The 22,123-nt window shown below is 41.1% G+C and carries 18 protein-coding genes; 12 read left to right on the top strand and 6 right to left on the bottom strand.

Going from position 1 to position 22,123, the window contains the following annotated elements:
* The 10 genes from M1E96_RS00940 (at position 1) to M1E96_RS00895 (ending at position 13,040) form a co-directional block, all read left to right on the top strand.
* The gene (locus M1E96_RS00940) at positions 1-1,539 is read left to right on the top strand and encodes a 3-hydroxyacyl-CoA dehydrogenase (RefSeq protein ID WP_337979735.1); all 1,539 of its coding nucleotides are present in this window, start codon (positions 1-3) and stop codon (positions 1,537-1,539) included.
* Positions 1,536-1,976, top strand: a complete 441-nt coding sequence (gene paaI / locus M1E96_RS00935) for a hydroxyphenylacetyl-CoA thioesterase PaaI (protein WP_140186309.1) — start codon at positions 1,536-1,538, stop codon at positions 1,974-1,976. Before M1E96_RS00940 ends, paaI begins: the two co-directional genes overlap by 4 nt.
* A complete protein-coding gene (gene pcaF / locus M1E96_RS00930) occupies positions 1,973-3,175 on the top strand; it encodes a 3-oxoadipyl-CoA thiolase (protein ID WP_272580522.1) in 1,203 nt (400 codons plus the stop codon). Before paaI ends, pcaF begins: the two co-directional genes overlap by 4 nt.
* A 177-nt stretch (positions 3,176-3,352) precedes the next feature.
* Positions 3,353-4,666: a phenylacetate--CoA ligase PaaK gene (gene paaK / locus M1E96_RS00925; protein WP_140186311.1), complete on the top strand. Its 1,314-nt coding sequence runs from the start codon at positions 3,353-3,355 to the stop codon at positions 4,664-4,666.
* 268 nt (positions 4,667-4,934) lie between these two features.
* Positions 4,935-5,873, top strand: coding sequence for a phenylacetic acid degradation operon negative regulatory protein PaaX (gene paaX, locus M1E96_RS00920; RefSeq protein ID WP_070929500.1), 939 nt, complete (start codon positions 4,935-4,937; stop codon positions 5,871-5,873).
* Positions 5,874-5,911: 38 nt separating this feature from the next.
* On the top strand, positions 5,912-6,505 hold the full coding sequence (gene paaY / locus M1E96_RS00915) for a phenylacetic acid degradation protein PaaY (RefSeq protein ID WP_070929501.1): 594 nt from the start codon (positions 5,912-5,914) through the stop codon (positions 6,503-6,505).
* A 1,253-nt stretch (positions 6,506-7,758) separates the two neighbouring features.
* Entirely contained in the window at positions 7,759-8,337 is a 579-nt protein-coding gene (locus M1E96_RS00910; protein ID WP_070929502.1) for a fimbrial protein, read from the top strand.
* Positions 8,338-8,755: 418 nt separating this feature from the next.
* On the top strand, positions 8,756-9,448 hold the full coding sequence (locus M1E96_RS00905; protein WP_272580523.1) for a molecular chaperone: 693 nt from the start codon (positions 8,756-8,758) through the stop codon (positions 9,446-9,448).
* A gap of 18 nt (positions 9,449-9,466) precedes the next feature.
* Positions 9,467-11,959 (top strand): fimbria/pilus outer membrane usher protein, encoded by a 2,493-nt coding sequence (locus M1E96_RS00900; protein ID WP_272580524.1) that lies wholly within the window; start codon positions 9,467-9,469, stop codon positions 11,957-11,959.
* A 13-nt stretch (positions 11,960-11,972) separates the two neighbouring features.
* The gene (locus M1E96_RS00895; protein WP_070929504.1) at positions 11,973-13,040 is read left to right on the top strand and encodes a fimbrial protein; all 1,068 of its coding nucleotides are present in this window, start codon (positions 11,973-11,975) and stop codon (positions 13,038-13,040) included.
* Positions 13,041-13,077: 37 nt separating this feature from the next.
* Here the strand turns inward: M1E96_RS00895 and M1E96_RS00890 are convergent, their stop codons facing one another.
* Together M1E96_RS00890 and emrA are read right to left on the bottom strand one after the other, a co-directional pair.
* Positions 13,078-14,604 carry a DHA2 family efflux MFS transporter permease subunit gene (locus M1E96_RS00890; protein WP_140179757.1) on the bottom strand — a complete coding sequence of 509 codons (1,527 nt, stop codon included), beginning with the start codon at positions 14,602-14,604 and terminating at the stop codon, positions 13,078-13,080.
* Positions 14,605-14,621: 17 nt separating this feature from the next.
* Positions 14,622-15,797, bottom strand: coding sequence for a multidrug efflux MFS transporter periplasmic adaptor subunit EmrA (emrA, locus tag M1E96_RS00885; RefSeq protein ID WP_140179759.1), 1,176 nt, complete (start codon positions 15,795-15,797; stop codon positions 14,622-14,624).
* 716 nt (positions 15,798-16,513) lie between these two features.
* Between emrA and glgB the strand changes: the two genes are divergently transcribed.
* Positions 16,514-18,727 (top strand): 1,4-alpha-glucan branching protein GlgB, encoded by a 2,214-nt coding sequence (glgB, locus tag M1E96_RS00880; RefSeq protein ID WP_070929506.1) that lies wholly within the window; start codon positions 16,514-16,516, stop codon positions 18,725-18,727.
* A 9-nt stretch (positions 18,728-18,736) separates the two neighbouring features.
* Positions 18,737-20,176, top strand: coding sequence for a glycogen synthase GlgA (gene glgA, locus M1E96_RS00875; protein ID WP_272580526.1), 1,440 nt, complete (start codon positions 18,737-18,739; stop codon positions 20,174-20,176).
* A 32-nt stretch (positions 20,177-20,208) separates the two neighbouring features.
* Here glgA and M1E96_RS00870 read toward each other — a convergent pair whose 3' ends face one another.
* The 4 genes from M1E96_RS00870 to M1E96_RS00855 form a co-directional block, all read right to left on the bottom strand.
* On the bottom strand, positions 20,209-20,400 hold the full coding sequence (locus tag M1E96_RS00870) for a hypothetical protein (protein ID WP_175442572.1): 192 nt from the start codon (positions 20,398-20,400) through the stop codon (positions 20,209-20,211).
* Between the two features lie 103 nt (positions 20,401-20,503).
* Positions 20,504-21,124 (bottom strand): hypothetical protein, encoded by a 621-nt coding sequence (locus M1E96_RS00865; RefSeq protein WP_272580528.1) that lies wholly within the window; start codon positions 21,122-21,124, stop codon positions 20,504-20,506.
* A gap of 101 nt (positions 21,125-21,225) precedes the next feature.
* Positions 21,226-21,450, bottom strand: a complete 225-nt coding sequence (locus tag M1E96_RS00860) for a hypothetical protein (RefSeq protein WP_369097021.1) — start codon at positions 21,448-21,450, stop codon at positions 21,226-21,228.
* Positions 21,451-21,453: 3 nt separating this feature from the next.
* The gene (locus M1E96_RS00855; RefSeq protein WP_306803407.1) at positions 21,454-21,960 is read right to left on the bottom strand and encodes a hypothetical protein; all 507 of its coding nucleotides are present in this window, start codon (positions 21,958-21,960) and stop codon (positions 21,454-21,456) included.
* Between the last annotated feature and the right edge of the window lie 163 nt (positions 21,961-22,123).

Genomic DNA, 22,123 nt, shown 5'->3' with positions numbered 1-22,123 from the left:
ATGACTTCAATGATCAATACTGTTGCTGTCATTGGCGCTGGAACAATGGGTATCGGCATAGCACAAGTTGCAGCTAATGCAGGACACAATGTCTTACTTTTTGATATCAATGCACAGGCACTTGAGACAGCGAAACAGTCTTTAACTGAACGCTTGAATAAACGCGTTCAGCAAGGGAAAATGCCAGCTCAAGCAGCAACATCCTTGCTTTCGCGACTCACCTTAGTTCATAACATGGCTGAACTGGCGCCAGCACAGCTAGTGATTGAAGCCGTTGCTGAAAAATTAACCATTAAACAAGCCATTTTTAATCAACTTGAAGGTATTTGCCATCAAAATACCCTCTTCGCCAGCAATACTTCCTCACTATCGATTACAGCAATTGCGAGCCAACTCAAGCACCCAGAACGATTCGCAGGCCTACATTTTTTCAATCCAGCGCCTATTATGAAGCTCGTCGAAGTGGTCCGTGGCAGGGAAACTGCTGAATCGGTGGTGAACCAGCTCAAAGCACTCTCTCTTGCATGGGGTAAAGTCCCTGTTGTTTGCCGCTCAACACCTGGGTTTATTGTCAATCGAGTCGCTCGCCCTTTTTATGCAGAAACCCTACGCGCACTCGAAGAACGAATTGCCGCTCCGGCAACACTAGACAGTGTATTGCGTGATGCGGGCGGTTTTGCAATGGGTCCACTACAACTGACTGACCTTATCGGTCATGACGTGAACTATGCTGTCACCGAGTCTATTTTTCAAGCCTTTGGCTATGATCCTCGCTTTCAAACCTCTTTTGAACAACTTGAGTTAGTACAAGCGGGACATTTAGGCCGAAAAACAGGCCGAGGGTTTTATCATTATCATAAAGCCGCGCCGCTTCCTGATGCCAAAATTGCAGAAAAAATACCTCACAACAACTCACTTTTAATCACCGCTCGAGGCGCTTGGCAAAGTTTACCTACATTTGCGCAATTATTGCGGCAAAACGGGATCTGCCTCGAAGGATCCAAATGTGATGCTCATAAGCATCCAACACTTTTTATTGGCGATGTTATGGTTATGTTAACCAACGGTGAATTAGCATCTTCTCAAGCACAGAAAAACAATCAAAGCGTGGTTCTATTTGATTTATCGGCTGACTATGGCAAAGCACCCGCTATTGCTATCAGTTGCGCAGCACAAAACAGCCAGCAAGAAAATCAAACTGTTATCGCTTTTTTTCAATCATTGAACAAGGATGTGATCGTGCTACCTGACTACCCCAGTTTACTCAACATGCGCACAGTTGCCATGCTATGTAATGAAGCGTTAGACGTAGTAAATAAAGGAATTGCCAGCCCAGAAGACACCGACAACGCCATGTGTTACGGCGTTAACTACCCAAAAGGCCCTCTAACTTGGGGAGCGGAGATTGGCTGGCAAAATATTCTTAATACATTGGAACAGCTCGCAGAATTTTATGGTGATGGTCGCTATCGAGCCAATCCATTACTTAGGCAATTGGCGGCAGGTCATCAAACGCGATTCGCTAAGGAACTTCAATGAATACATCGACAGATATGACATTAGCACAACAATCGGCACAGATTATGTATCGAGATGATGCATGTGCAAAAGCGATGGGAATGTCCATTGAGCAGGTTTCGGAAGGTTTTGCGCAACTGTCCATGTGTATTACATCACAGATGTTAAATGGCCATAAAACCTGCCATGGGGGGCAACTATTTAGCTTAGCAGATACCGCTTTCGCTTATGCATGTAACAGTCATGGTCTTGCTGCTGTTGCATCCAGTTGTTCGATTGATTTTATTCGCCCAAGTTTTGAAGGCGATACACTAACCGCGATTGCGCAAGTGAAATACCAAGGCAAACGAACTGGGCTATATGAGGTTGAAGTCATCAATCAACACGGAAAAACCTTAGCTTGGTTCTCCGGACGTGCTCACCGCCTCGGCCACCACTTAGTAGAGGAAAAGTTATGAGAGATGCTTTTATTTGTGATGGGGTAAGAACTCCAATCGGCCGTTATGGTGGTGCTCTGTCCTCTTTACGCCCTGATGATCTTGCTGTTTTACCGTTAAAAGCATTAATGGAAAGGCAACCACAACTTAATTGGTCACTTACTGATGACATCATATTAGGCTGTGCCAATCAGGCGGGAGAAGACAACCGTAATGTCGCAAGAATGGCAGGTTTATTAGCAGGCCTTCCATTATCCGTCTCTGGTACAACAATTAACCGATTGTGTGGCTCAGGGCTTGATGCGATAGCCTTGGCTGCTAGAAGTATCAAATCAGGCGAAGCAAACTTAATGATTGCAGGGGGAGTTGAATCGATGAGTCGAGCCCCTTTCGTGATGAGCAAGGCAGAATCCGCTTTCTCTCGGCAACCACAGTTGTTTGATACCACGATTGGTTGGCGGTTTATCAATCCATTGATGGAGCAGCAATTTGCGACAGATTCAATGCCTGAAACCGCAGAAAACGTTGCGCAAGAGTACGCTATCAGCCGAGCTGATCAAGATCACTTTGCCTTACGCAGTCAACAACGTACTGAACAAGCACGGCAAAAAGGTATTTTTGCACAAGAGATTGTGCCTATCACCATCACACACCGTAAAGGTGACATTGTCGTCACTGAAGATGAACACCCGCGCCCAGAAACGACTTGGGAACAACTACAAAAACTCAAAACCCCTTTTCGCCACAATGGTTCAGTCACCGCAGGTAATGCATCTGGGGTAAATGATGGCGCGGCAGCACTGATCATCGCTTCGCAAGAAACCGCCAATACGCAAGGGTTAGTACCTAAAGCACGCATCATCGCCACAGCAACCTGTGGTGTAGAACCACGGCTGATGGGCATTGGGCCACTGCCAGCAGCACAGAAAGTACTAAAGATGGCTGGGCTCACAATTGAACAAATGGATGTGATTGAACTTAATGAAGCTTTCGCCGCGCAAGCACTCGCGGTCTTAAGGGGCTTAGGGCTCCCTGATGATGCTGCACAGGTTAATCCAAACGGTGGGGCTATTTCATTGGGCCATCCGCTTGGGATGAGTGGCGCTAGATTAGCCATTACGGCGACTAATGAGCTGCATCGCCGACAAGGTCGTTTTGCCCTGTGCACTATGTGCATTGGGGTCGGTCAAGGGATAGCGATGATTATTGAACGCGTTTAGACAAATAATCACCGTCTGTACCTGATAGTCGATTCATTTATATAAGGCCTGAACCCTACATCGCAAACTTCAGGCTCAGCTGCATTGTGCCATTAAGCGGTGCCCCTATCTGCTTAACGCGGTTTATAGGTAACGCTTAAACAAGCAGTATCCAAATAATTATAAGGATAAGCAATTATGAGCATTCAACAACAACATACCGTCGACTCAATTGAATTTGCTTCTAGAGATGAAATTGAAGCTTTACAGCTATCACGGCTGAAGTGGACACTCACTCACGCTTACGAAAATGTACCGATGTACCGCAAGAAATTTAATGATGCAGGTGTTCACCCTGATGATTTTAAACAACTGAGCGACATCGAAAAATTTCCTTATACCACGAAACAAGATCTCCGTGAAAACTATCCCTTCAATACCTTCGCGGTTCCTATGAATCAAATCATTCGTATCCATGCATCATCGGGTACAACAGGGCGCCCAACGGTGGTGGGTTATACACAACAGGATATTGATAATTGGGCCGACTTGATTGCTCGTAGTCTACGCTCAGCAGGTGCGGGCAAAGGTGACAAAATTCATGTTGCCTATGGTTATGGCTTATTTACCGGCGGTTTAGGGGCTCATTATGGTGCTGAACGCCTTGGTGCTGCCGTGATCCCAATGTCGGGTGGGCAAACAGAGAAACAAGCGCAATTAATCGCTGATTTCAAGCCTGATGTTATCATGGTCACACCATCATACTGTCTCAGCATTATTGATGAACTTGAAAAAATCATGGGTGGAGATGCAAGTAAGTGCTCACTAAGATTAGGTGTGTTTGGTGCAGAACCTTGGACTGAAGCTTTGAGAACAGAAATTGAAACGCGTCTTGGTATTAAAGCACTTGATATTTATGGGCTGTCAGAAGTGATGGGGCCAGGCGTTGCCATGGAGTGTGCCGATTCAGGTGAAAGCGGGCCAACTATCTGGGAAGATCATTTTTACCCAGAGATCATTTCACCAGACACACTACAACCTTTGGCTGCTGGAGACAATGGTGAGTTAGTGTTCACTACGCTTACAAAAGAGGCTATGCCCGTTATACGTTATCGAACTCGTGATTTAACTCATCTAATGCCAGGCGTTAATCGTCATATGCGTCGCATTGGTAAAATTACAGGACGTTCTGATGACATGATGATTATACGAGGCGTGAATGTTTTTCCATCGCAGATTGAAGAACAAATCATGCAGTTCAAGGAGCTTTCTCCACATTATCAATTGGAAATCAGCCGTAAAGGGAATATGGATAGCTTATCAATTCGTGTTGAATTAAAGCAGCCCGATGCTCTAACTTATGATGAGCGTTGTAACATCTGTCATAACCTTAAGCATCGCATAAAATCAATGGTTGGGGTTAGTACACGTATCAGCATTGTAAACTGTGGCGATATTCCTCGCTCACAAGGTAAAGCTGAGCGCGTTATTGATACAAGAATTGCAATATAAGCTCTATACTCTAAACAATTCAAGATGCATCTAAGCGACCAGTGAATGAGTCACTCGTCGCGAAAAATACTCGGTGACTGACGCAGGTCAGTGTCGTCACCTACCTCAACCTAAAACGCTGCAACTTGCAGTACCTATGAGTCATTAACGTCATTATTGATATACGCATTCTACTTCGGATAAGCCGCCGTAACTTGCAGTCTGTAAATAGTTATTGTCTACTGTTCGCATAGGTTTTTGATACAAAAATTTGCCGGATAATCAAAAAATGGACACTAAACTTAGTCAATTTATACAGCATGCACTGACTAGCCAGCCTATTAGCGGCACATCGCTTATTATCTCTCTTTATGGTGATGCACTGCATCACCGTGGCGGTGAGGTCTGGCTAGGGAGTTTAACTAACTTATTAGAACCCATGGGGTTTACTGATCGTTTTGTACGTACCTCCGTATTTCGTTTACAAAAAGAAGGTTGGTTAGATGCTGAGAAAATTGGTAGGCGCAGTTACTATCGGATCTCCGAACGTGGTCAAAACCAATTTCGCCATGCAGAAAGTAAAATTTATCAAAGTGAACAACCTGATTGGGATGGTAAATGGGATTTACTTTTACTCGAAACTGCGGATAAAGAAGAGAAAGCTAGGTTAAAAAAAGAGTTAAGTTGGTTAGGCTTCGGCCAATTAAATACCTCATTAATGGCAGCTCCTAGCAGTGCTCAAGGTGATATTCCAACTTTGCTCAATGAGCTTAATGCCTCTGAGCAGGTGATTTATTTTCGAGCCGATTATCCTTATAGTCGGTCAGAAAAAAACCTCAAGCAGCTGGTTGCTGATAGTTGGTCATTGCAGCAAGTTGCAGAGCACTACCACCACTTTATTACCCTATTTCGTCCGTTGGCTTTATTACTCAAAGAATTAACTGACGAACAAATATCACCTGAACACAGTTTTCAGCTACGCTTATTACTGATCCATTTTTATCGCAGGATCGTGTTAAAGGATCCACAACTGCCCGACGAACTACTTCCAGCACAATGGGAGGGGCAAATAGCAAAACACTTATGCACTAATATTTATCAACGGGTTGAGCTTGCAGCAACACGCTATATCAGTGAAAGATGTGAAACAACAGTTGGAGAGCTCCCTCAGCCAACTACTTTATATTTCAAGCGGTTTGGGGGCGCGTTAAAAGAAATTGCTGCATAAAGTATAGCCAATGCAAAATTCAACAGGAGAAATTTACGATGTCTTTTTACCAAATAGATGGGCTTACCCCCGTCGTTGGCCCTGACAGTTTTGTTCATCCAACCGCTGTGGTCATAGGCGATGTTATAATTGGCAAAAATGTTTACATTGGTCCGAATGCAAGCCTAAGAGGGGATTTTGGTCGTTTAATCATCAAGGATGGCGCTAACGTTCAAGACAACTGTGTTATGCATGGTTTTCCACAATTCGATACGATCATTGAAGAAGATGGTCATATTGGCCACGGTGCTATCTTACATGGATGCCACATTAAACGTAATGCATTAGTCGGTATGAACAGTGTCATTATGGATGGTGCTGTTATTGGTGAAAACTCGATTGTTGGCGCATGTGCATTTGTCAAAGCAGAAGCTGTATTTGCCGACAATATGCTGATTGTTGGTACCCCAGCAAAAGCACTAAGAGAGCTATCAGAACAAGAAATTGCATGGAAAAGCAGTGGTACTGTTGACTACCAAGACTTAGTGAGTCGGTGTAAACAGACTCTCCGTGAGGTCGAACCTTTGGCTCAGGAGGAACCCAATAGGCCTAAATTAGTCTTCGAAGGTATCATTCCCAAATCAGCACTTTAGCTTTGTATAACTATTCATGTGGTATTCTTCTATTAAGTACTACATGAATAATTTATTAGCTCATAATAACTTCTTAAATTATAACTCCTACCTATATTCCAAACCCTTCGAAGTAGAATTGAGCAACAAGTGCTCCCAAAAAACATACACATATACTGTAAACAATTCGAGTTTCAGGTAGACAACAAATGAAGATAGACAGGGAGCATAGATAAACTCTATAGTCTGGCTGGCTGAGTGGTAGTCACCTTCTTAGGCTGAAGTATACTAAGCCCCAACAAGGCAATTAATAACATGCTTACTATACGCATTGTCTACTGCCTTATTTAAAGATTAGCCGATGATAATAAAATAATTATAAAGTTTGCTGGCTCCATGCCGATACTGTTAACTCGAAACATAACACAAGTCATATTTGGGTTAGTTGTATTACCCCTTGGAAATAAACCTTATAATTAATAATGTTATTGTTGAGGTTTTAGCTATTACTGCAATAGGCATAGACTTGAATAGGTTAATAATTACTCATAAATACCTTGTCCTATCTACCAAAACAACGGTTGTTTTAAGTAAATATTATTATTAACAATCATATTTCTTGTTGATAATCACCAAACTATATAATAGTTTATTTTTTATAAACCATATTTATTAGTTAAAAATTTTAATTTAACAGATATATAAAGTTATAAAATCAAAAGAAAAATTCATCAATCATCATCATTATTTAACTACTCACAAAGAGGTATATTATTTAACATATTGATTTAAAATAAATAAAAAAACATAATTTCACAAAAAGAAATAATTAGTAACAAGTTTTTAACCCTACTTTTAATATTAAAGAATACACATAACTCTGTAATAAGTAAAATTACAAAATAAAACTCTAATCTCATTTCTTATTACGTCTTTTTTCGCGTAATAGCTAACCATTTCAGAGCATAACCCGACATTTAATTTTTAAATCTAATATGAGTAAATTTAACCCTCTTTTTAAACAGATGATTATACGTATAATAGCGCCCTATCAAAATTGATATAAATCAAATTTATCTGGTAGTTAAACAAGAGTGAAATACAAATACACTTTTACCAAAAGTGTGATTTTGTATTTTTATATTAAATTTAAAATTCAGATAATTAATAAATATTTTTAAACTGGCTGAGTTTAATTTCCGGTGAATAACCAGACGTTAACGGCTTGCTATTACTTATTATTGACATACACACAGCTCTTCTCGGAGAAGAAAATGAATAACAAATTTGCATTATCTGCTGCGACAGCATTAATTCTTGCGGCAACACCTGCCATGGCGGAAGACAGTTCAGCAGGTGGTGTGATCAACTTTAGCGGTGCGATTACAGATACAACTTGTACTATCAATGGTGGCAAAAGCGCTGACTTTACAGTGGCTTTAAACCCTATCAGCGTAGATGAAGCGGGTACCAAACCAGGCATCATCACAAAAAACAAAAAAACCGTTTCTCTTACTTTTTCTAACTGTACTTCAGCAAACAAAGCCGAAGATGCACCGTTAAAAATCTATTTCTCTTCTGCAAATAATATTTCTACAGATGGTAAATATTTGCTGAACACCACTGTAAATGAAAATGATGCAAACGTATCACGTAACGTTGGTTTTGCTATTACAAAAACAACAGATCAAACTCCTCTTGTATTAAACCAACCTTTGGTTACTAATATTAAAGGTAATGAAGCAACGCCTGAAACGTTAGCATTAGATATTTATTACTACAAAACGAATGCACTGCCAGCAAGAGTAGGTAGCTTAAGCTCTAATGTAACTTACACCATTTCTTACCTGTAATATACTCTCAATTATTCGAGGTATAGCATTAATAACAGCATAAAAAAATATGCAATTAATATGAATAAATTAATTCAATAATGCTTCCTTGTAATAATACAGAGCATGTTAATATACCCGAAATAATTAAAGTTACAGCAAGGTGTCAATTAAATAAAACACTAGGTAACGACATAAGTAACTAGTGCTAATGAATATATACTCTAACTAATTCAGGATATAGATAGGCGACAAGCAAAAATAGCCGAGAAGCGCATAGATACTCGGTGAATAGCGCATAGTTCCCCATATGTCTTGAAGTATGATAAGTATAGACACCATGCCTTAATACAAGCACTACCGCTTAAAGTATAAAGGGCATACCTATGGTCAAGTTAATCTATTAACTTGACCATCCCATCCCTCTGAGTTTATAAAAATGCGCTTAATTATTTTATTTTCCTTACTTATCAGTATTAATACAGCATTCGCTAATATTGTTGTTAATGGTACTCGTGTTATTTATCCAGAAAAGAATAACGAAACTATCGTTCAGTTAATCAATAACGGTGATGATCCTGCATTAGTTCAATCATGGATTGATGATGGCGATATCAATTCAACTCCTGAGACAGCAAATGTGCCTTTTCTACTTTCCCCACCCGTTGTTAAAGTCTCAGGGAACGCAGGTCAACAATTACGTATTAAAAAATTACCTGCGCCACTGCCAACAGATCGTGAATCGGTTTTTTACTTGAATGTGCTAGACATTCCACCAACGCCTGATCATCTGCAAGGTAAAAATACCATGCAGTTAGCCATTAAAACACGTATTAAGCTTTTTTATCGCCCAACATCATTACAAGCCGGTGTTGAGCAAGCTATTGAGCAACTCACCGTTAAAGCCGAAAATCAAAGTTTTCGCATTACCAACAACAGTCCTTATTACGTCACTATCGCAAATATTAGTAATAAAAGCGGTAATAAAATGCTTGCTGACTCGCTGATGATTGCACCCTTTTCTAATAGCTTAGCGCCTGCCAAAACCGCCATTACAGCCGGTCAAAGCTACAGCTTATTATATGTTGATGATCTGGGTGCTTATAAAAATAAGTCCTTGATTACTAAATAAAAAAGAGAATCTGTAATAATGAAGTTGTACGGCCATCATTGGAGCCTACTCGCAGTTTGTTTGCTTCTCGGAACATCAAAAAGCTGGGGCGTCAATTTTGATACCTCTTTGCTTGCGGGGGATTCTGCAAAATCGAATCTATCTCGATTTTATGAAGAACAGAGCATGCCTGCTGGTATTCAAGAAATGGATACTTATATCAATGGTGACTGGAAAGGCCGTTATCCTTTTGTTTTTACAGATGAACAGAACACTATCTTAATCAGCAAAACAGAAGCTGCATTATTTGGTATTCAATTACCTGAAACAACTGAAGAGACACAAGATTACACATTAGAACAATTGGTTCAGGGTGGTCGTTATGATGTTGATGTCAGTACACTCAGCATCAAAATGACCATTCCACAAAGCTTTTTACTGCGTACTGAAGTCGGCTATGTCCCACCTGAGTCATGGGAAAGTGGGATCCCAGCCGCTATGCTGTCATATAACACCACCTATTATAAAACTAACAATAAAAATGGCGATAAATCCACCAGCGATGATATCTATGCAGGTCTTGAATCAGGTATCAACCTTAACTCTTGGCAGTTTCGAGATAGCAGTTCAGTGCGTAAACATGCGGGTAGTAGCCTAAAATGGGAAAATAACACGCGTTATTTACGCAAAGCTTTACCACTCTATAAATCTAATTTTGTGGCCGGCGATTTTTACTCTCAAGGCACTCTCTTCGACTCAGTACGTGTACGTGGCGTATCTCTGGCCTCGGATATCAATATGCGCCCCACATCGCAACAAGGATTTGCCCCGATTGTACGCGGAGTTGCGCAAACGAACGCCCTTGTGAAAGTCATACAAAACGGCAGCGTTGTTTACCAAGAGAACGTTCCTCCGGGACAATTTACGATTGATAATATCCAGCCAACCGGCTCTGCGGGTGATCTGTTAGTTATCGTAAAAGAAGCTGATGGGCAGGAGCAATCCTTTACCGTGCCGTTTTCTGCCGTACCGGGTATGTTAAAAGAAGGCGTAAGCAATTATGCATTACTTGCCGGTAAGGTAAATCAAGAAAATGGCCATTATCAACCAGAGTTTTTTCAAGGGACTGTTGAATATGGTTTTAATAACCTGATAACGGGTTATGCAGGAACTATCGCGAGTGAAGATTATCAAGCCTACTTGCTTGGAACAGGCTGGAACCTGCCGATTGGTGCAGTTTCTGTTGATGTTACCCATGCAAATACTAAGCTACCAAATGAAACTTCCCGTGGGCAAAGTATGCGGATCTCATACAGCAAATTCTTGGATACTACCGCGACTAACTTTACCTTAGCAGCCTATCGCTATTCAACAAAAGGCTATTACAGTTTTAGCGATTCAATCCATGCTCATGAAGGCTATCGCCTCTATCAAGAGACCCTCGATAAACAGACACAAGGCTCTCGTCCTAATCAAGAAACAACCTCTTTTGATATGAACACATGGGACTCAATGCGTGGTGTGCGCCCTAAGAATACATTTACGATTAACTTAAACCAACGCCTTCCTGAAAATTGGGGAACGGCCTATATTTCAGGCTCTCAGCGTGATTATTGGTCAACGACACCAACAACTCGCGAATACCAATTAGGCTACTCCAACGCATATGCAAATATCAGTTATTCTATCTCTGCCAGTAGAGTCCGCGACGGTAAAGGCAAAGAAGAGAACCGCTATTATCTCACCTTCAGCCTGCCTATGAACTTATTCGATAATAATGTATGGATAAGCACAGGTTTGACAGCGACTGATTCACATTATCAACAGAGCACCGTTTCCTTAAGTGGTACTGCATTGGAAGCCAACCGCCTAAGTTATTCCCTATCTGGAAGCAATCAACAAGGCGGACAAAATATGGCGAGTGCAAATCTTGCCTATCGTTCAAATATTTCCACGGTAGGCAGCTCTATCAGTGAATCAAATGATTATCGTCAAATAGGTTTGAGCGCTCGCGGTAGTCTAGTCGCTATTCCTTGGGATGTGCTGGCTTCCAATGAAATTGGCAACACCATGACCATAGTACAAGCACCAAAAGCACAAGGGCTCATGGTAAATGGAGACCAAAGTATCATAACTAATAAAGACGGATTAGCACTGGTACCTTACGCGACACCTTATCGTAAAAACTCAATCACCCTTTCGAATACAGAAAATGTTCAAGGTGCTGAAGTGATTGGTAATATTGCGAATAGTGCCCCGATTGAAGGATCCGTGAGTTTAGTTAAATTCAAAACGGATACCCGTAGCTCATGGGTTAGCCGTGCCTTCCAAAAAAATGGCAAAGCACTACCTTTTGGCGCTGAAATTACCGATCTTGATGGCAATGCACTCGGCTACGTAGGCCAAGCCAGTGTCTTATATTTGAAAGCTGAAACTTTCCCAGAAAGTGTCGTTATTCAACTGAATGATGGTGATTGCGTGATCAATCACTTGCCTGAAAATTTAGATGGCGTCGCTGGCATCTGCCAGTAATGGAACTCGTATCATGATCAAATACCTATATTTATTATTATTGATGGCCTTTAGTGGCTATAGCTACGCAATTTGTTATGAACAAGGTGTACGCTACGCACCACCAATCAGTATCGACCTTTCGGATAAGCTGACGCCCGCGACGCCCGAATGGGTCACCACCATTGCAACCCAGTATTCAGGTAACTTTAATTGTTCCACGACGCAAAGCGAATTTGGTTATACTAAAATTCTCAATACCGATGAAAAATACGCCACCATATTAAGCTTTAATAATGGGAAGTATAATGTCAGAGCACAAATCATTAACGATATCCCAAACAGAACGCTGAAAAAAACAGGCCGACATTCAGCATCTGAGCTAAATACCCCCGTCACGATCAAATTCTCTCTCGTGCCAAAAACAGGCACAATGGTTAGCGGTGATACCGTCAATTTACATGATATTTTATTTGTTACCGATTTAAGCGGCATGTCATTGTTTGATATTTTATTGTGGCCAGTTAAACAAATTATTAAGATCTTACAATGGCTATTTAATGGGTTTCATTGGCCATACGACGATCGCGATATGTTTGGTCAACCGATGATTTTAAAGTACGCCCCTAAACTAACCACCTGCGTCTTCAAAAATTCAGGCCTTGTGGTCACTTTACCTACATTGAGCAGTCATCAAGTGCTCAACGACTCCCACGCAGGCTATACACCATTTGCACTCAATATGCGTTGTGAAAACCTTGGTGGAGGCAACAATATTGCAGAGCGGTCGATTGATATCTTTTTATCCAGTAATAATCTACTTAGCTCTGATAACTCGGTGCTGATAGATAAAACAGCTAATGCAGCACAAGGTGTCGGTATACGCTTAGTCAAAACCAACACACCAAATACCCCTATCGTTATCTCACAAAACCCCAATAACCGCGGGAAAGCGACGTCACTGTTTTATGTGAATGCAGGTGGGCAGTTAGAACCTAACTTTAGCATTCCAATGGCAGCGTATTATTATGCATGGGATCCAAGACGAGTCACCCAAGGCACCATAAAGACATCTGCGACCTTAAATATTGTTTATCCATAAATAATTAGGGCGCTATTTAGCGCCCTAATTAATATCATTATTTATTCGCTTTACTACCAAATGGCGGCTTAGCGAACCAAACCGTGATGATCAAGGCAATAAATACCCATCCACATAACCAGAAGATTTCATTAGCAGCAATAATCAGTCCTTGGCTAGTGATTTCTTGCGCAATAAAACCGGATGTTTGCTCATTACTTAAACCATGCGCTCCCATTTCTTTATACATCTCAAGGGATTCAGGATTGTAATCGGTAATATAATCCGTTAACTGACTATGATGAACCGCTTCCCTATCACTCCACATGGTCGTTGTAATCGAAGTACCAATTGAGCCTGCAAGGGTACGGAAAAAGTTAGCTAAACTCGATGCCGATGCCAGTTTTTCAGGCGGTAGCCCTGACAATGTTAATGTCGTCAATGGCATAAAGAAACAAGCAACTGCCATCCCTTGCACCAATTGAGGCCATACGACCGCGGTAAAATCCATACTTGGTTCAAAAGTATAAGCTCGCCAGAAGAAACAGATCGCATAGAACACAAAGCTAAAAGTGACTATCCAACGTATATCAAGGAAGTCTGATAGCTTGGCAACCGGCGCTGAAAATAGAACAGGCAGTAACCCTATCGGTGCCAACGCCAAACCGGCCCATGTCGCGGTATAGCCATATACCTCTTGTAATAGTTGGGGTAACAAGACAATTGCCCCAAAGTAGGCCATATACGCTAAGCTGACTGAGATAGTCCCGATAGTAAAATTACGTGATTTAAACAGTGCTAACTCGACGATAGGGTTTTTATCGGTCAACTCCCAAATCACTAAGAATACTAGCGCAATCGCTGAAATCACCGCTAAGATGACGATTTCATTAGATGCTAACCAACCTAACTCTTTCCCTTTATCCAGTAATACCTGTAAACAACCAACACCAACGGATAGCAATGCTAGCCCAATGACGTTGAACGGAACTTTCACCACCTTCGATTCCATTCCTTTTAAGATTATGGAGCCAACAATGACCACAAAAATCCCCAAAGGAACGTTCATAAAGAAGATCCAGCCCCAATGGAAGTTATCACTGATATAACCGCCAAAAATAGGACCAAATACAGGAGCCAAAATGATAGTCATCGACCAAAATGCCAACGCCATATTTTGCATTTTAGGTGGATAACAGCGCATGATCAGACTTTGTGATAGCGGGATAACGGGTCCGGCTACTGCACCTTGTAATACACGGTACAAAATCAGCATACCAAGACTATCTGAAAAGCCACACAGCAATGAAAAAATGGTAAATAATGCAGTCGCCCACAAAAATACACGCACTTCACCAAAACGTTTGGCAAGGAACCCTGAAATCGCAATTGATATGGCGTTAGAAACACCAAATGAGGTGATCACCCATGTACCCTGAGACATCGAAACACCGAGATCACCTGCAATCGTTGGAATTGCAACGTTAGCAATAGTCGAGTCCAGTACCTGCATAAAGGTCGCCAGCGACAATGCTATCGTTGCCCATACCAGTTTTGAGCCCTTTAGTGGTTGAATATCGGCCACATCCACTCCTTTTCGGGCTAATCCGCGTTTTCGTTAATGATAGTGTCGATAACAGCATCGACCTCATTGAGTTTCAGTACCAATACATCACTCTCAAATGCCGGCGTTTCGCGCTGAACCTCAGCTAAGACCGGACCATTTTCATCTTTAATATCAATAGTTGCGTTCATCGATAAACCAATACGCAATGGATATTTAGCCACTTGTTCAGGATCTAACTCTACACGTACAGGCAAACGCTGAACCACTTTGATCCAGTTACCCGTCGCATTTTGTGCCGGTAATAGAGAGAAAGCACTACCTGTTCCCATATCGAGCCCTACCACTTTCCCAGTAAACACAATATCGTCACCATAAAAATCACTGGTTAACGTCACGGGCTGCCCGATACGTACTTTTTCTAACTGGGTTTCTTTGAAGTTAGCATCCACCCAGACAGGTTGTGCGGGCACGATAGCCATTAATGACCCTTGTGGGCCAACTTGTGAACCGACTTGTACGTTACGACGCGAAACATAACCCGTCATTGGGCTTTTCACTTCAGTACGTTGCAAGTTAATCCACGCATTGCGCACACTATCAGCCGCTTGTTGGATAGCGGGCTGCTTTTTCAGCTCTGTATTGCGCAATAATGCGCGATTCGCATTATATTGCTGAATAGAAATATCCAGAGCTGCTTGTGCGAGTTGCACCGCTTCTTGTGAATGCTGCAAATCTTCTTTCGATATTGTTCCGCTACGACCTAAAGCCACGCGACGTTGGTAATCTTTCTGTGCTTGCGCAAGTGATACTCTATTTTTTTGGATCTGAGCTTGATACTCATCACCATTAATATACAGCTCTTTAGTTTTACGCACGGTGGTGGCTAAATCGTGTTTTGCTTGTTCATACGCTAACGTTGCATTGGTTTTATCCAATACCACCAGCACATCACCTGCTTTTACTAAATCGGTATTTTCAAAATTTACTTGCGTCACATTACCGGTTGTTTGCGCAATAATAGGTATTTGTAGCCCCGAAACATACGCATCATCAGTATATTCCTGAAAGCGTAATACCAAAAACCAGTAAGCGCCATAAGCAACAAACAGCAAAACAATAATAATGGAAGCTATTGCCATCCATAGTTTTCTGCGTGTTTCATTTTTTTTCGTTTTTTGATTAGTTTCGATTGAATTTGTCGGTTGATCCATAATAACTCTCTGGGTCTTACTCATTTATTAATCACTGCTCTTATCTTTACGGAGTAATACTAATAAAGCAATAGCGATTTCCATTTAACAAATTAATTTTTTGACATTCTGACTAATTAGAATGTTATATTTTTCATCGATAAATGATAATAATGTTTAATAGCGAACATCTTAAATAGAAAGTCATTAACATAATGAATTACAAAGATTATTTTTGTTGACTTTTTACTCTACAGATTTATTATCTCCACAAACAAGATTATTTTTAATTTATTCGTTTTTTACTCTAAATAATTCGAAGTTCAGCTAGGCAACAAGTGGCTCCATCACTAGCCATATACATAAGTATGTAACTGGCAAGTAAATGCGGTCAACAACGCTGTAACTTGAACTATAACGAGTATAGATTGTTTTCATCAACACCGCCCATTTACTTATTCTTATAATTATATTTGCTGCCTAATGGGATCATTTTTGATTAATCTCAACATTTCCCATTATAAAATTAGTTAGTCATATCGTTATACAGAATAAGAAAAATCAAGTTATTACTATAGAGACCACTATACTTTAAATAATTCGAGTTGTAGGTCGACAGTAAACGGAAATAGGCAAGGAGTATAGATACACTCGGTGACTCGGCTAGCTGAGCGTAGTCAACAACCCTGCATCTTGAAGTATGACGAGTATATAACTTCGATCTTTCAGGAGAAATGATGAAAGCAATTGAGCAGCAATCAGGGCAACAACAGATCATTGAGCAGTTATTTGCAGGGAAATATCGTGATCCCTTTTCATTTCTCGGCATGCACCGCGTGGGAGAAATAACCTATTTTCGCGTATTACTACCGAATGCTCAGCAAGTCACGATTTTAGATAGATTCACTGCCACGCCCGTTATTCAGCTGTCTCAAATTGATCCTCGAGGTTTCTTTTCTGGCCATATTGCCTCTTTAGATAAAAACTTTACCTATATCTTGCAGATTAACTGGGGGGATACTCAGCAAGTTATTGAAGATCCTTACCGCTTTGGAACACTACTTAGTGATGCAGACACTCAGCAAAATTTTTCATTTGAAAAGTTGGGTGCGCACTTACGGCAACTTGATGATATCAGTGGTACCCATTTCTGTGTTTGGGCTCCTAATGCGCAACGAGTTTCAATCGTTGGCGACTTCAATTTTTGGGATGGTCGCCGCTATCCAATGCGTTATCGTCCTGAAAGTGGGATCTGGGAAATTTTTCTACCCGCAATCAGCGCAGGAACACGCTATAAATATGAAATACTTGATGCGAATGGTGAGCTACAATTTAAATCAGACCCTTATGCCTTTCGTAGCCAATTACGTCCTGATACCACATCAATTGTTTCCCCTCTTCCACAAAAACGTTATCCGACCAAAAAACAAGCACAAGCTAATCAACGTAATGCCCCTGTTGCTATTTACGAAGTCCACCTAGGTTCATGGCGACGGACACAAGATGGCACAACGTGGCTAAGTTATCGAGAACTCGCAACAACATTACTCCCTTATGTTAAAGATATGGGGTTTACCCATCTCGAAATATTGCCAATCAGTGAACACCCTTTTGATGGCTCTTGGGGCTATCAACCATTAGGAATTTATTCACCAACCAGCCGCTATGGTTCACCACAAGACCTGATAGATTTTATCGATGAAGCGCATCGACAAGGTATTAATGTGATCCTCGATTGGGTTCCAGGGCATTTTCCTTCTGATGCCAGTGGGTTAGCCAACTTTGATGGTACGGCACTCTATGAATACGCTGATCCAAAAGAAGGCCGACATCGTGATTGGGACACCTTGATTTATGACTATCGCAGCCCCGAAGTTCGCCGATTCTTAGCCGATAATGCAGTATATTGGGTGGAACGTTTTGGATTTGATGGATTGAGAGTCGATGCTGTTGCATCCATGATCTACCGTGATTACAGCCGCCCAGATGGAGAATGGATAGCTAATGAGTACGGCGGCAACGTCAACCTTGAAGCAGTTAGCCTACTACAACACACGAACGAATTACTGCATCAAATTCAGCCGGATACCTTAATGGCGGCAGAAGAATCAACCAGTTTCTCTGGCGTCACACTTCCACCTTCCCTTGGTGGATTAGGCTTTAACTACAAATGGAACATGGGTTGGATGCATGACACCCTCGATTATTTACAGTTAGACCCAATTGCTCGTAAATTTCATCATAATAAAATGACCTTCGGTGTGATGTATGCATGGAGTGAAAACTTTATTTTGCCATTATCCCACGATGAAGTCGTCCATGGTAAAGGCTCACTGTTGCGCAAAATGTCTGGCTCCCCTGAACAAAAATTTGCCACACTGCGTGCCTATTACGGATTTATGTGGGCGCATCCAGGTAAAAAACTCCTTTTTATGGGGGGAGAGATGGCGCAGTGGCGTGAATGGGATCATGACGGTCAGCTAGACTGGGAACTGCTCGATATTCCAACTAGCCCCCATGCAGGCGTACAACGTTTTGTCAAAGATCTCAATTTCACCTATCGCCACACACCCGCGCTATACGATCATGATCATCATCCAGAAAGCTTTGAATGGCTGATCGTCGACGATCACGATAACTCTGTATTTGCATTTATCCGTTACGCCGCCAATGGCGATGCATTGTTTATCGTGAGCCATTTCACCCCAGTGACTCGTGAACACTACCGTATTGGCGTCAAAACTGCGGGAGAATACCAAATCGTGCTCAACAGCAACGCACATATCTATGGTGGAAACGATGCGCAAGACACTGCATCCGTGACCAGTCAACCAATCAAAACCCACGGGTGTGACCACTCGATCGAGTTAACGCTGCCACCACTCTCAACGCTGTATTTCAAACTTAAGTCACCACTTAAACATACACGGCTAGCCTCGAAACAGAAGTAAGGAGTCAAAATGAAAATATTACATGTTTCTGCCGAATTCTTTCCTTTAGTCAAAACAGGTGGCTTAGCCGATGTCGTCGCTGCACTACCGGCTGCACAACGACAGCATGGCTCCGATGCAAGAGTTTTACTCCCCGGTTTTCCGGCGATTATCAATCAAGCCACCGATAAACAAAAAGTCACCACGCTAAACACTTATGCAGGTGAAATCACCCTCTATTACAGCCAATATCAAGATACACCAATGTATATCATTGATGCGCCACATTTATACCAACGCGAAGGCAGCCCTTACCACGATGGTTATAATAATGCTTATCACGATAATTATCGTCGATTTGGAGTATTAGGCTTTGTGGCGGCAGAGCTTGCTAGAGGTTGTGACTCACTATGGCAGGCAGAAATCGTCCATGCACATGACTGGCATGCTGCTCTAGCCTGTGCTTATCTTGCTGCTTACGGTTATCCCGCACGCTGCATGTTCACGATCCACAATATCGCCTACCAAGGGCTATTTTCGCCACATCATATTCATGAATTATGGTTACCCACTGAGTTTTATAATGTGAATGGTTTAGAATTTTATGGTCAACTTTCCTTTATGAAGGCCGGTTTATTTTATGCCAACCACACCAATGCCGTCAGCCCAACCTACGCAAAAGAAATCTTAGATCCTCATTATGCGAATGGTTTAGATGGCTTATTAAACCAACTCAATCAAGAGCAGCGGCTGAGTGGAATTTTGAATGGTATCGATACCGCCGTATGGTCACCTTCTCACGATAAATTGCTTGCACACAAGTACAGTGATCGCAGCCTAAAAAATAAGCCAAAAAACAAACTTGCTATCCAGAAGTTACTTGGCCTAGCCCAACAAACTGAGCAGCCCTTGTTCGCGGTTGTCAGCCGCATGACCCGCCAAAAAGGTTTAGATCTGATCCTAGAGGCTTTGCCTGATCTACTCAGCTCAGGTAGCCAATTTATTTTACTGGGTAGTGGGGATCACGATCTGGAAGATGCTTATCGTCATATTCAATCACAATACCCCGATCAAATTCGCGTGATTATCGGCTACGACGAACCTATGTCTCATCAAATTATTGCGGGCGCCGATGTATTGATGGTACCAAGCCGTTTTGAACCCTGCGGTTTAACTCAGCTATATGCACTACGCTATGGCACATTACCACTGGTGCGACACACGGGTGGCCTAGCGGATACGGTAACAGATTGCTCGCTGGAAGCGCTTAAACATAAAACTGCGACTGGCTTTGTATTTCACGAAAGTGACTCTACCGATTTGAAAGCCGCAATTGATCGGGCATTTGCATTATGGGGATCCCCAACACAATGGCAACAAGTACAAAAAAATGCCATGGCAAAAGATGTCAGCTGGCATAAATCTGCCGAGGCATATTTAGCCATTTATCGTCGCTTGCTGGATCAGTGATATTTGGAAGAGATAAAGCGGTATCCTCCGCTTTATCTTGCAAATAATAGTGCATTACTCTTACGCCTTTCAGTAAGAGTTTGTTCAATCTCTTTTTGTATTGTTTTTGATACTGATATTTCTTGAGCCAGTTTTGGAAAATAAGTTAACGTGTCAACAATTTGTTGAATACAAATACGTGCTTGCTCCTGTCCACTCCCCTTGTCGTGCAACAGGTTTGCCATCAACTTTTACGGTTGGTGAACCGCTAATCACTTGAGTAGCGCCATGTTTTCCATGGCCTGTCCCCGTATCTCCAAGAAGAATAATTTTTGGCATAGTTAACCTTTATCGAGTAATTATAAATTTATCGCCATCAAAACGAAGCTTAGGATTCACACCAACGGATTGACCTGATTCTAAATGTTTAAAATAAACTGGAGAACTAAAAACGGAGATAACTCGATTATCAAGATATTTTGAAATCTTACTGGCTGCTGAAATTTTCAGCGGCTGTAATTCAAATTCCTCCTTATCAAATAATCGAGAAAAACCTAATGAATTATAGTAAGAATCAACGCTGCCTCCATCCGCGGCGCTGGACTCTTCAAGCATTTCAGCATATAACGCTTTTAGCTTTGTATCATCTTGCTCATTCATTGCAGACCATAAGTTACTATAGACTTCCTTTAATTTAACTTGCTGCTCATGAGGTAATTCATTTAAATATTCTAATTGATTGTCAAATTGAGATGATGTAACCCATTTCCATTCAGGAAAGTCATTAATTACCTTGAAGTCTTGATCAACCATATAAAATTTATTATTGTCATTATTGATTAATTCCAATGTTGGACTTTTTTGAAGCTCAATCCATTCAACGTTTAAATTTTTAAAAGAAAATGCTTGTTTCATATTATAACTGATGTCGTTAGTTGGATTGTAATTAACAAAACCAACACTTTCCATCTTGTTACTATTAAAGCGATTTCTTACTAAAAAATTAAAACTACAATTAGTATCATCAGGAAAATGCAATGAAGTCTCATTTAAAGAGAAAAAAACAATTGTTAATTTGTTATTTTTTTTAAGAAAGACCCAATTCCGAATGTAGTGTCGAAGGTTTTCATATCACTATTATAAATCAATTCAACATCATTTATATAGAATTCCATCCCACATTCTTTTAAATTAATGCCTATTTTATAGTCATACTTCTTGAATTCTCTATCTATCATTTTTGTTGCACCTGCGTTAAATGAAATAATAATTAAAAATAATATAATCTTAGCCATAATTTACTCTTTAAAATTATAAATAGGGATAGTCGCTTCCATTTTAGGTGCGAGAATAAAATCTCCTTCCAAGAGTTTCCACTTGATTGTAGAATCATTAACTTTAGAATTATTATTTCTTCCACCTTTACCGCTAGACTCTGATTGCCCCACAGCACCCGCCTTAACCTCAAATTTATAGTCAAACTTTAATCCGTCATGACCTGCGATTAGACCTACAATATCCTGATCCGCTTTTAACCCAAAATAAACACCACCGCTAAAACCACCTTCAATGTTTAGCATGCCTTCAACAATAAAAATTCTAATACCAAACTCCCCTCCTGCGCGTATTGCAACATTTAGAGAGCCTTTCATTTCAGTGCTTAATTTGACCTCATCATCATAAGTTAACTTTAACCCGCCATCTAATAGGCGCCCTTCAATAAATAAATCCAGAAATATGATGACATACCTATTCAAATCCGGCCTATTCCGCGATTCCTCCATTTCTTTCTTTTTCTCTTCCATATACTGACAAAACTCACGCCAATGTTTTCCTGTTTCCACTCTTGTCAGAAGAACATTAATGATATCGATACGTAATCCCAAACCAATAAGTGACGTAAAAGATAAGTCCAGATCATATCTTTTTTGACATAGAGCTGGGGTGACTGGCAACTGCTCAAAAATT

The organism is Providencia sp. PROV236, assembly GCF_033676985.1.
Lineage (GTDB): Bacteria > Pseudomonadota > Gammaproteobacteria > Enterobacterales > Enterobacteriaceae > Providencia > Providencia manganoxydans.
Note: the sequence above shows the minus strand (reverse complement) of the source record. Positions and strands in the feature narration are given on the sequence as shown.

Coding starts and splice junctions, on each gene's coding strand:
- M1E96_RS00860 (WP_369097021.1), bottom strand. CDS start 21,450: ATGGCTAAGATTATATTATTTTTAATTATTATTTCATTTAACGCAGGT.
- M1E96_RS00905 (WP_272580523.1), top strand. CDS start 8,756: ATGCGCTTAATTATTTTATTTTCCTTACTTATCAGTATTAATACAGCA.
- paaK (WP_140186311.1), top strand. CDS start 3,353: ATGAGCATTCAACAACAACATACCGTCGACTCAATTGAATTTGCTTCT.
- pcaF (WP_272580522.1), top strand. CDS start 1,973: ATGAGAGATGCTTTTATTTGTGATGGGGTAAGAACTCCAATCGGCCGT.
- M1E96_RS00855 (WP_306803407.1), bottom strand. CDS start 21,960: ATGGAAGAGAAAAAGAAAGAAATGGAGGAATCGCGGAATAGGCCGGAT.
- M1E96_RS00895 (WP_070929504.1), top strand. CDS start 11,973: ATGATCAAATACCTATATTTATTATTATTGATGGCCTTTAGTGGCTAT.
- glgA (WP_272580526.1), top strand. CDS start 18,737: ATGAAAATATTACATGTTTCTGCCGAATTCTTTCCTTTAGTCAAAACA.
- paaI (WP_140186309.1), top strand. CDS start 1,536: ATGAATACATCGACAGATATGACATTAGCACAACAATCGGCACAGATT.
- paaY (WP_070929501.1), top strand. CDS start 5,912: ATGTCTTTTTACCAAATAGATGGGCTTACCCCCGTCGTTGGCCCTGAC.
- M1E96_RS00865 (WP_272580528.1), bottom strand. CDS start 21,124: ATGGAAAGTGTTGGTTTTGTTAATTACAATCCAACTAACGACATCAGT.
- M1E96_RS00910 (WP_070929502.1), top strand. CDS start 7,759: ATGAATAACAAATTTGCATTATCTGCTGCGACAGCATTAATTCTTGCG.
- M1E96_RS00870 (WP_175442572.1), bottom strand. CDS start 20,400: ATGGCAAACCTGTTGCACGACAAGGGGAGTGGACAGGAGCAAGCACGT.
- paaX (WP_070929500.1), top strand. CDS start 4,935: ATGGACACTAAACTTAGTCAATTTATACAGCATGCACTGACTAGCCAG.
- glgB (WP_070929506.1), top strand. CDS start 16,514: ATGAAAGCAATTGAGCAGCAATCAGGGCAACAACAGATCATTGAGCAG.
- M1E96_RS00900 (WP_272580524.1), top strand. CDS start 9,467: ATGAAGTTGTACGGCCATCATTGGAGCCTACTCGCAGTTTGTTTGCTT.
- M1E96_RS00940 (WP_337979735.1), top strand. CDS start 1: ATGACTTCAATGATCAATACTGTTGCTGTCATTGGCGCTGGAACAATG.
- emrA (WP_140179759.1), bottom strand. CDS start 15,797: ATGGATCAACCGACAAATTCAATCGAAACTAATCAAAAAACGAAAAAA.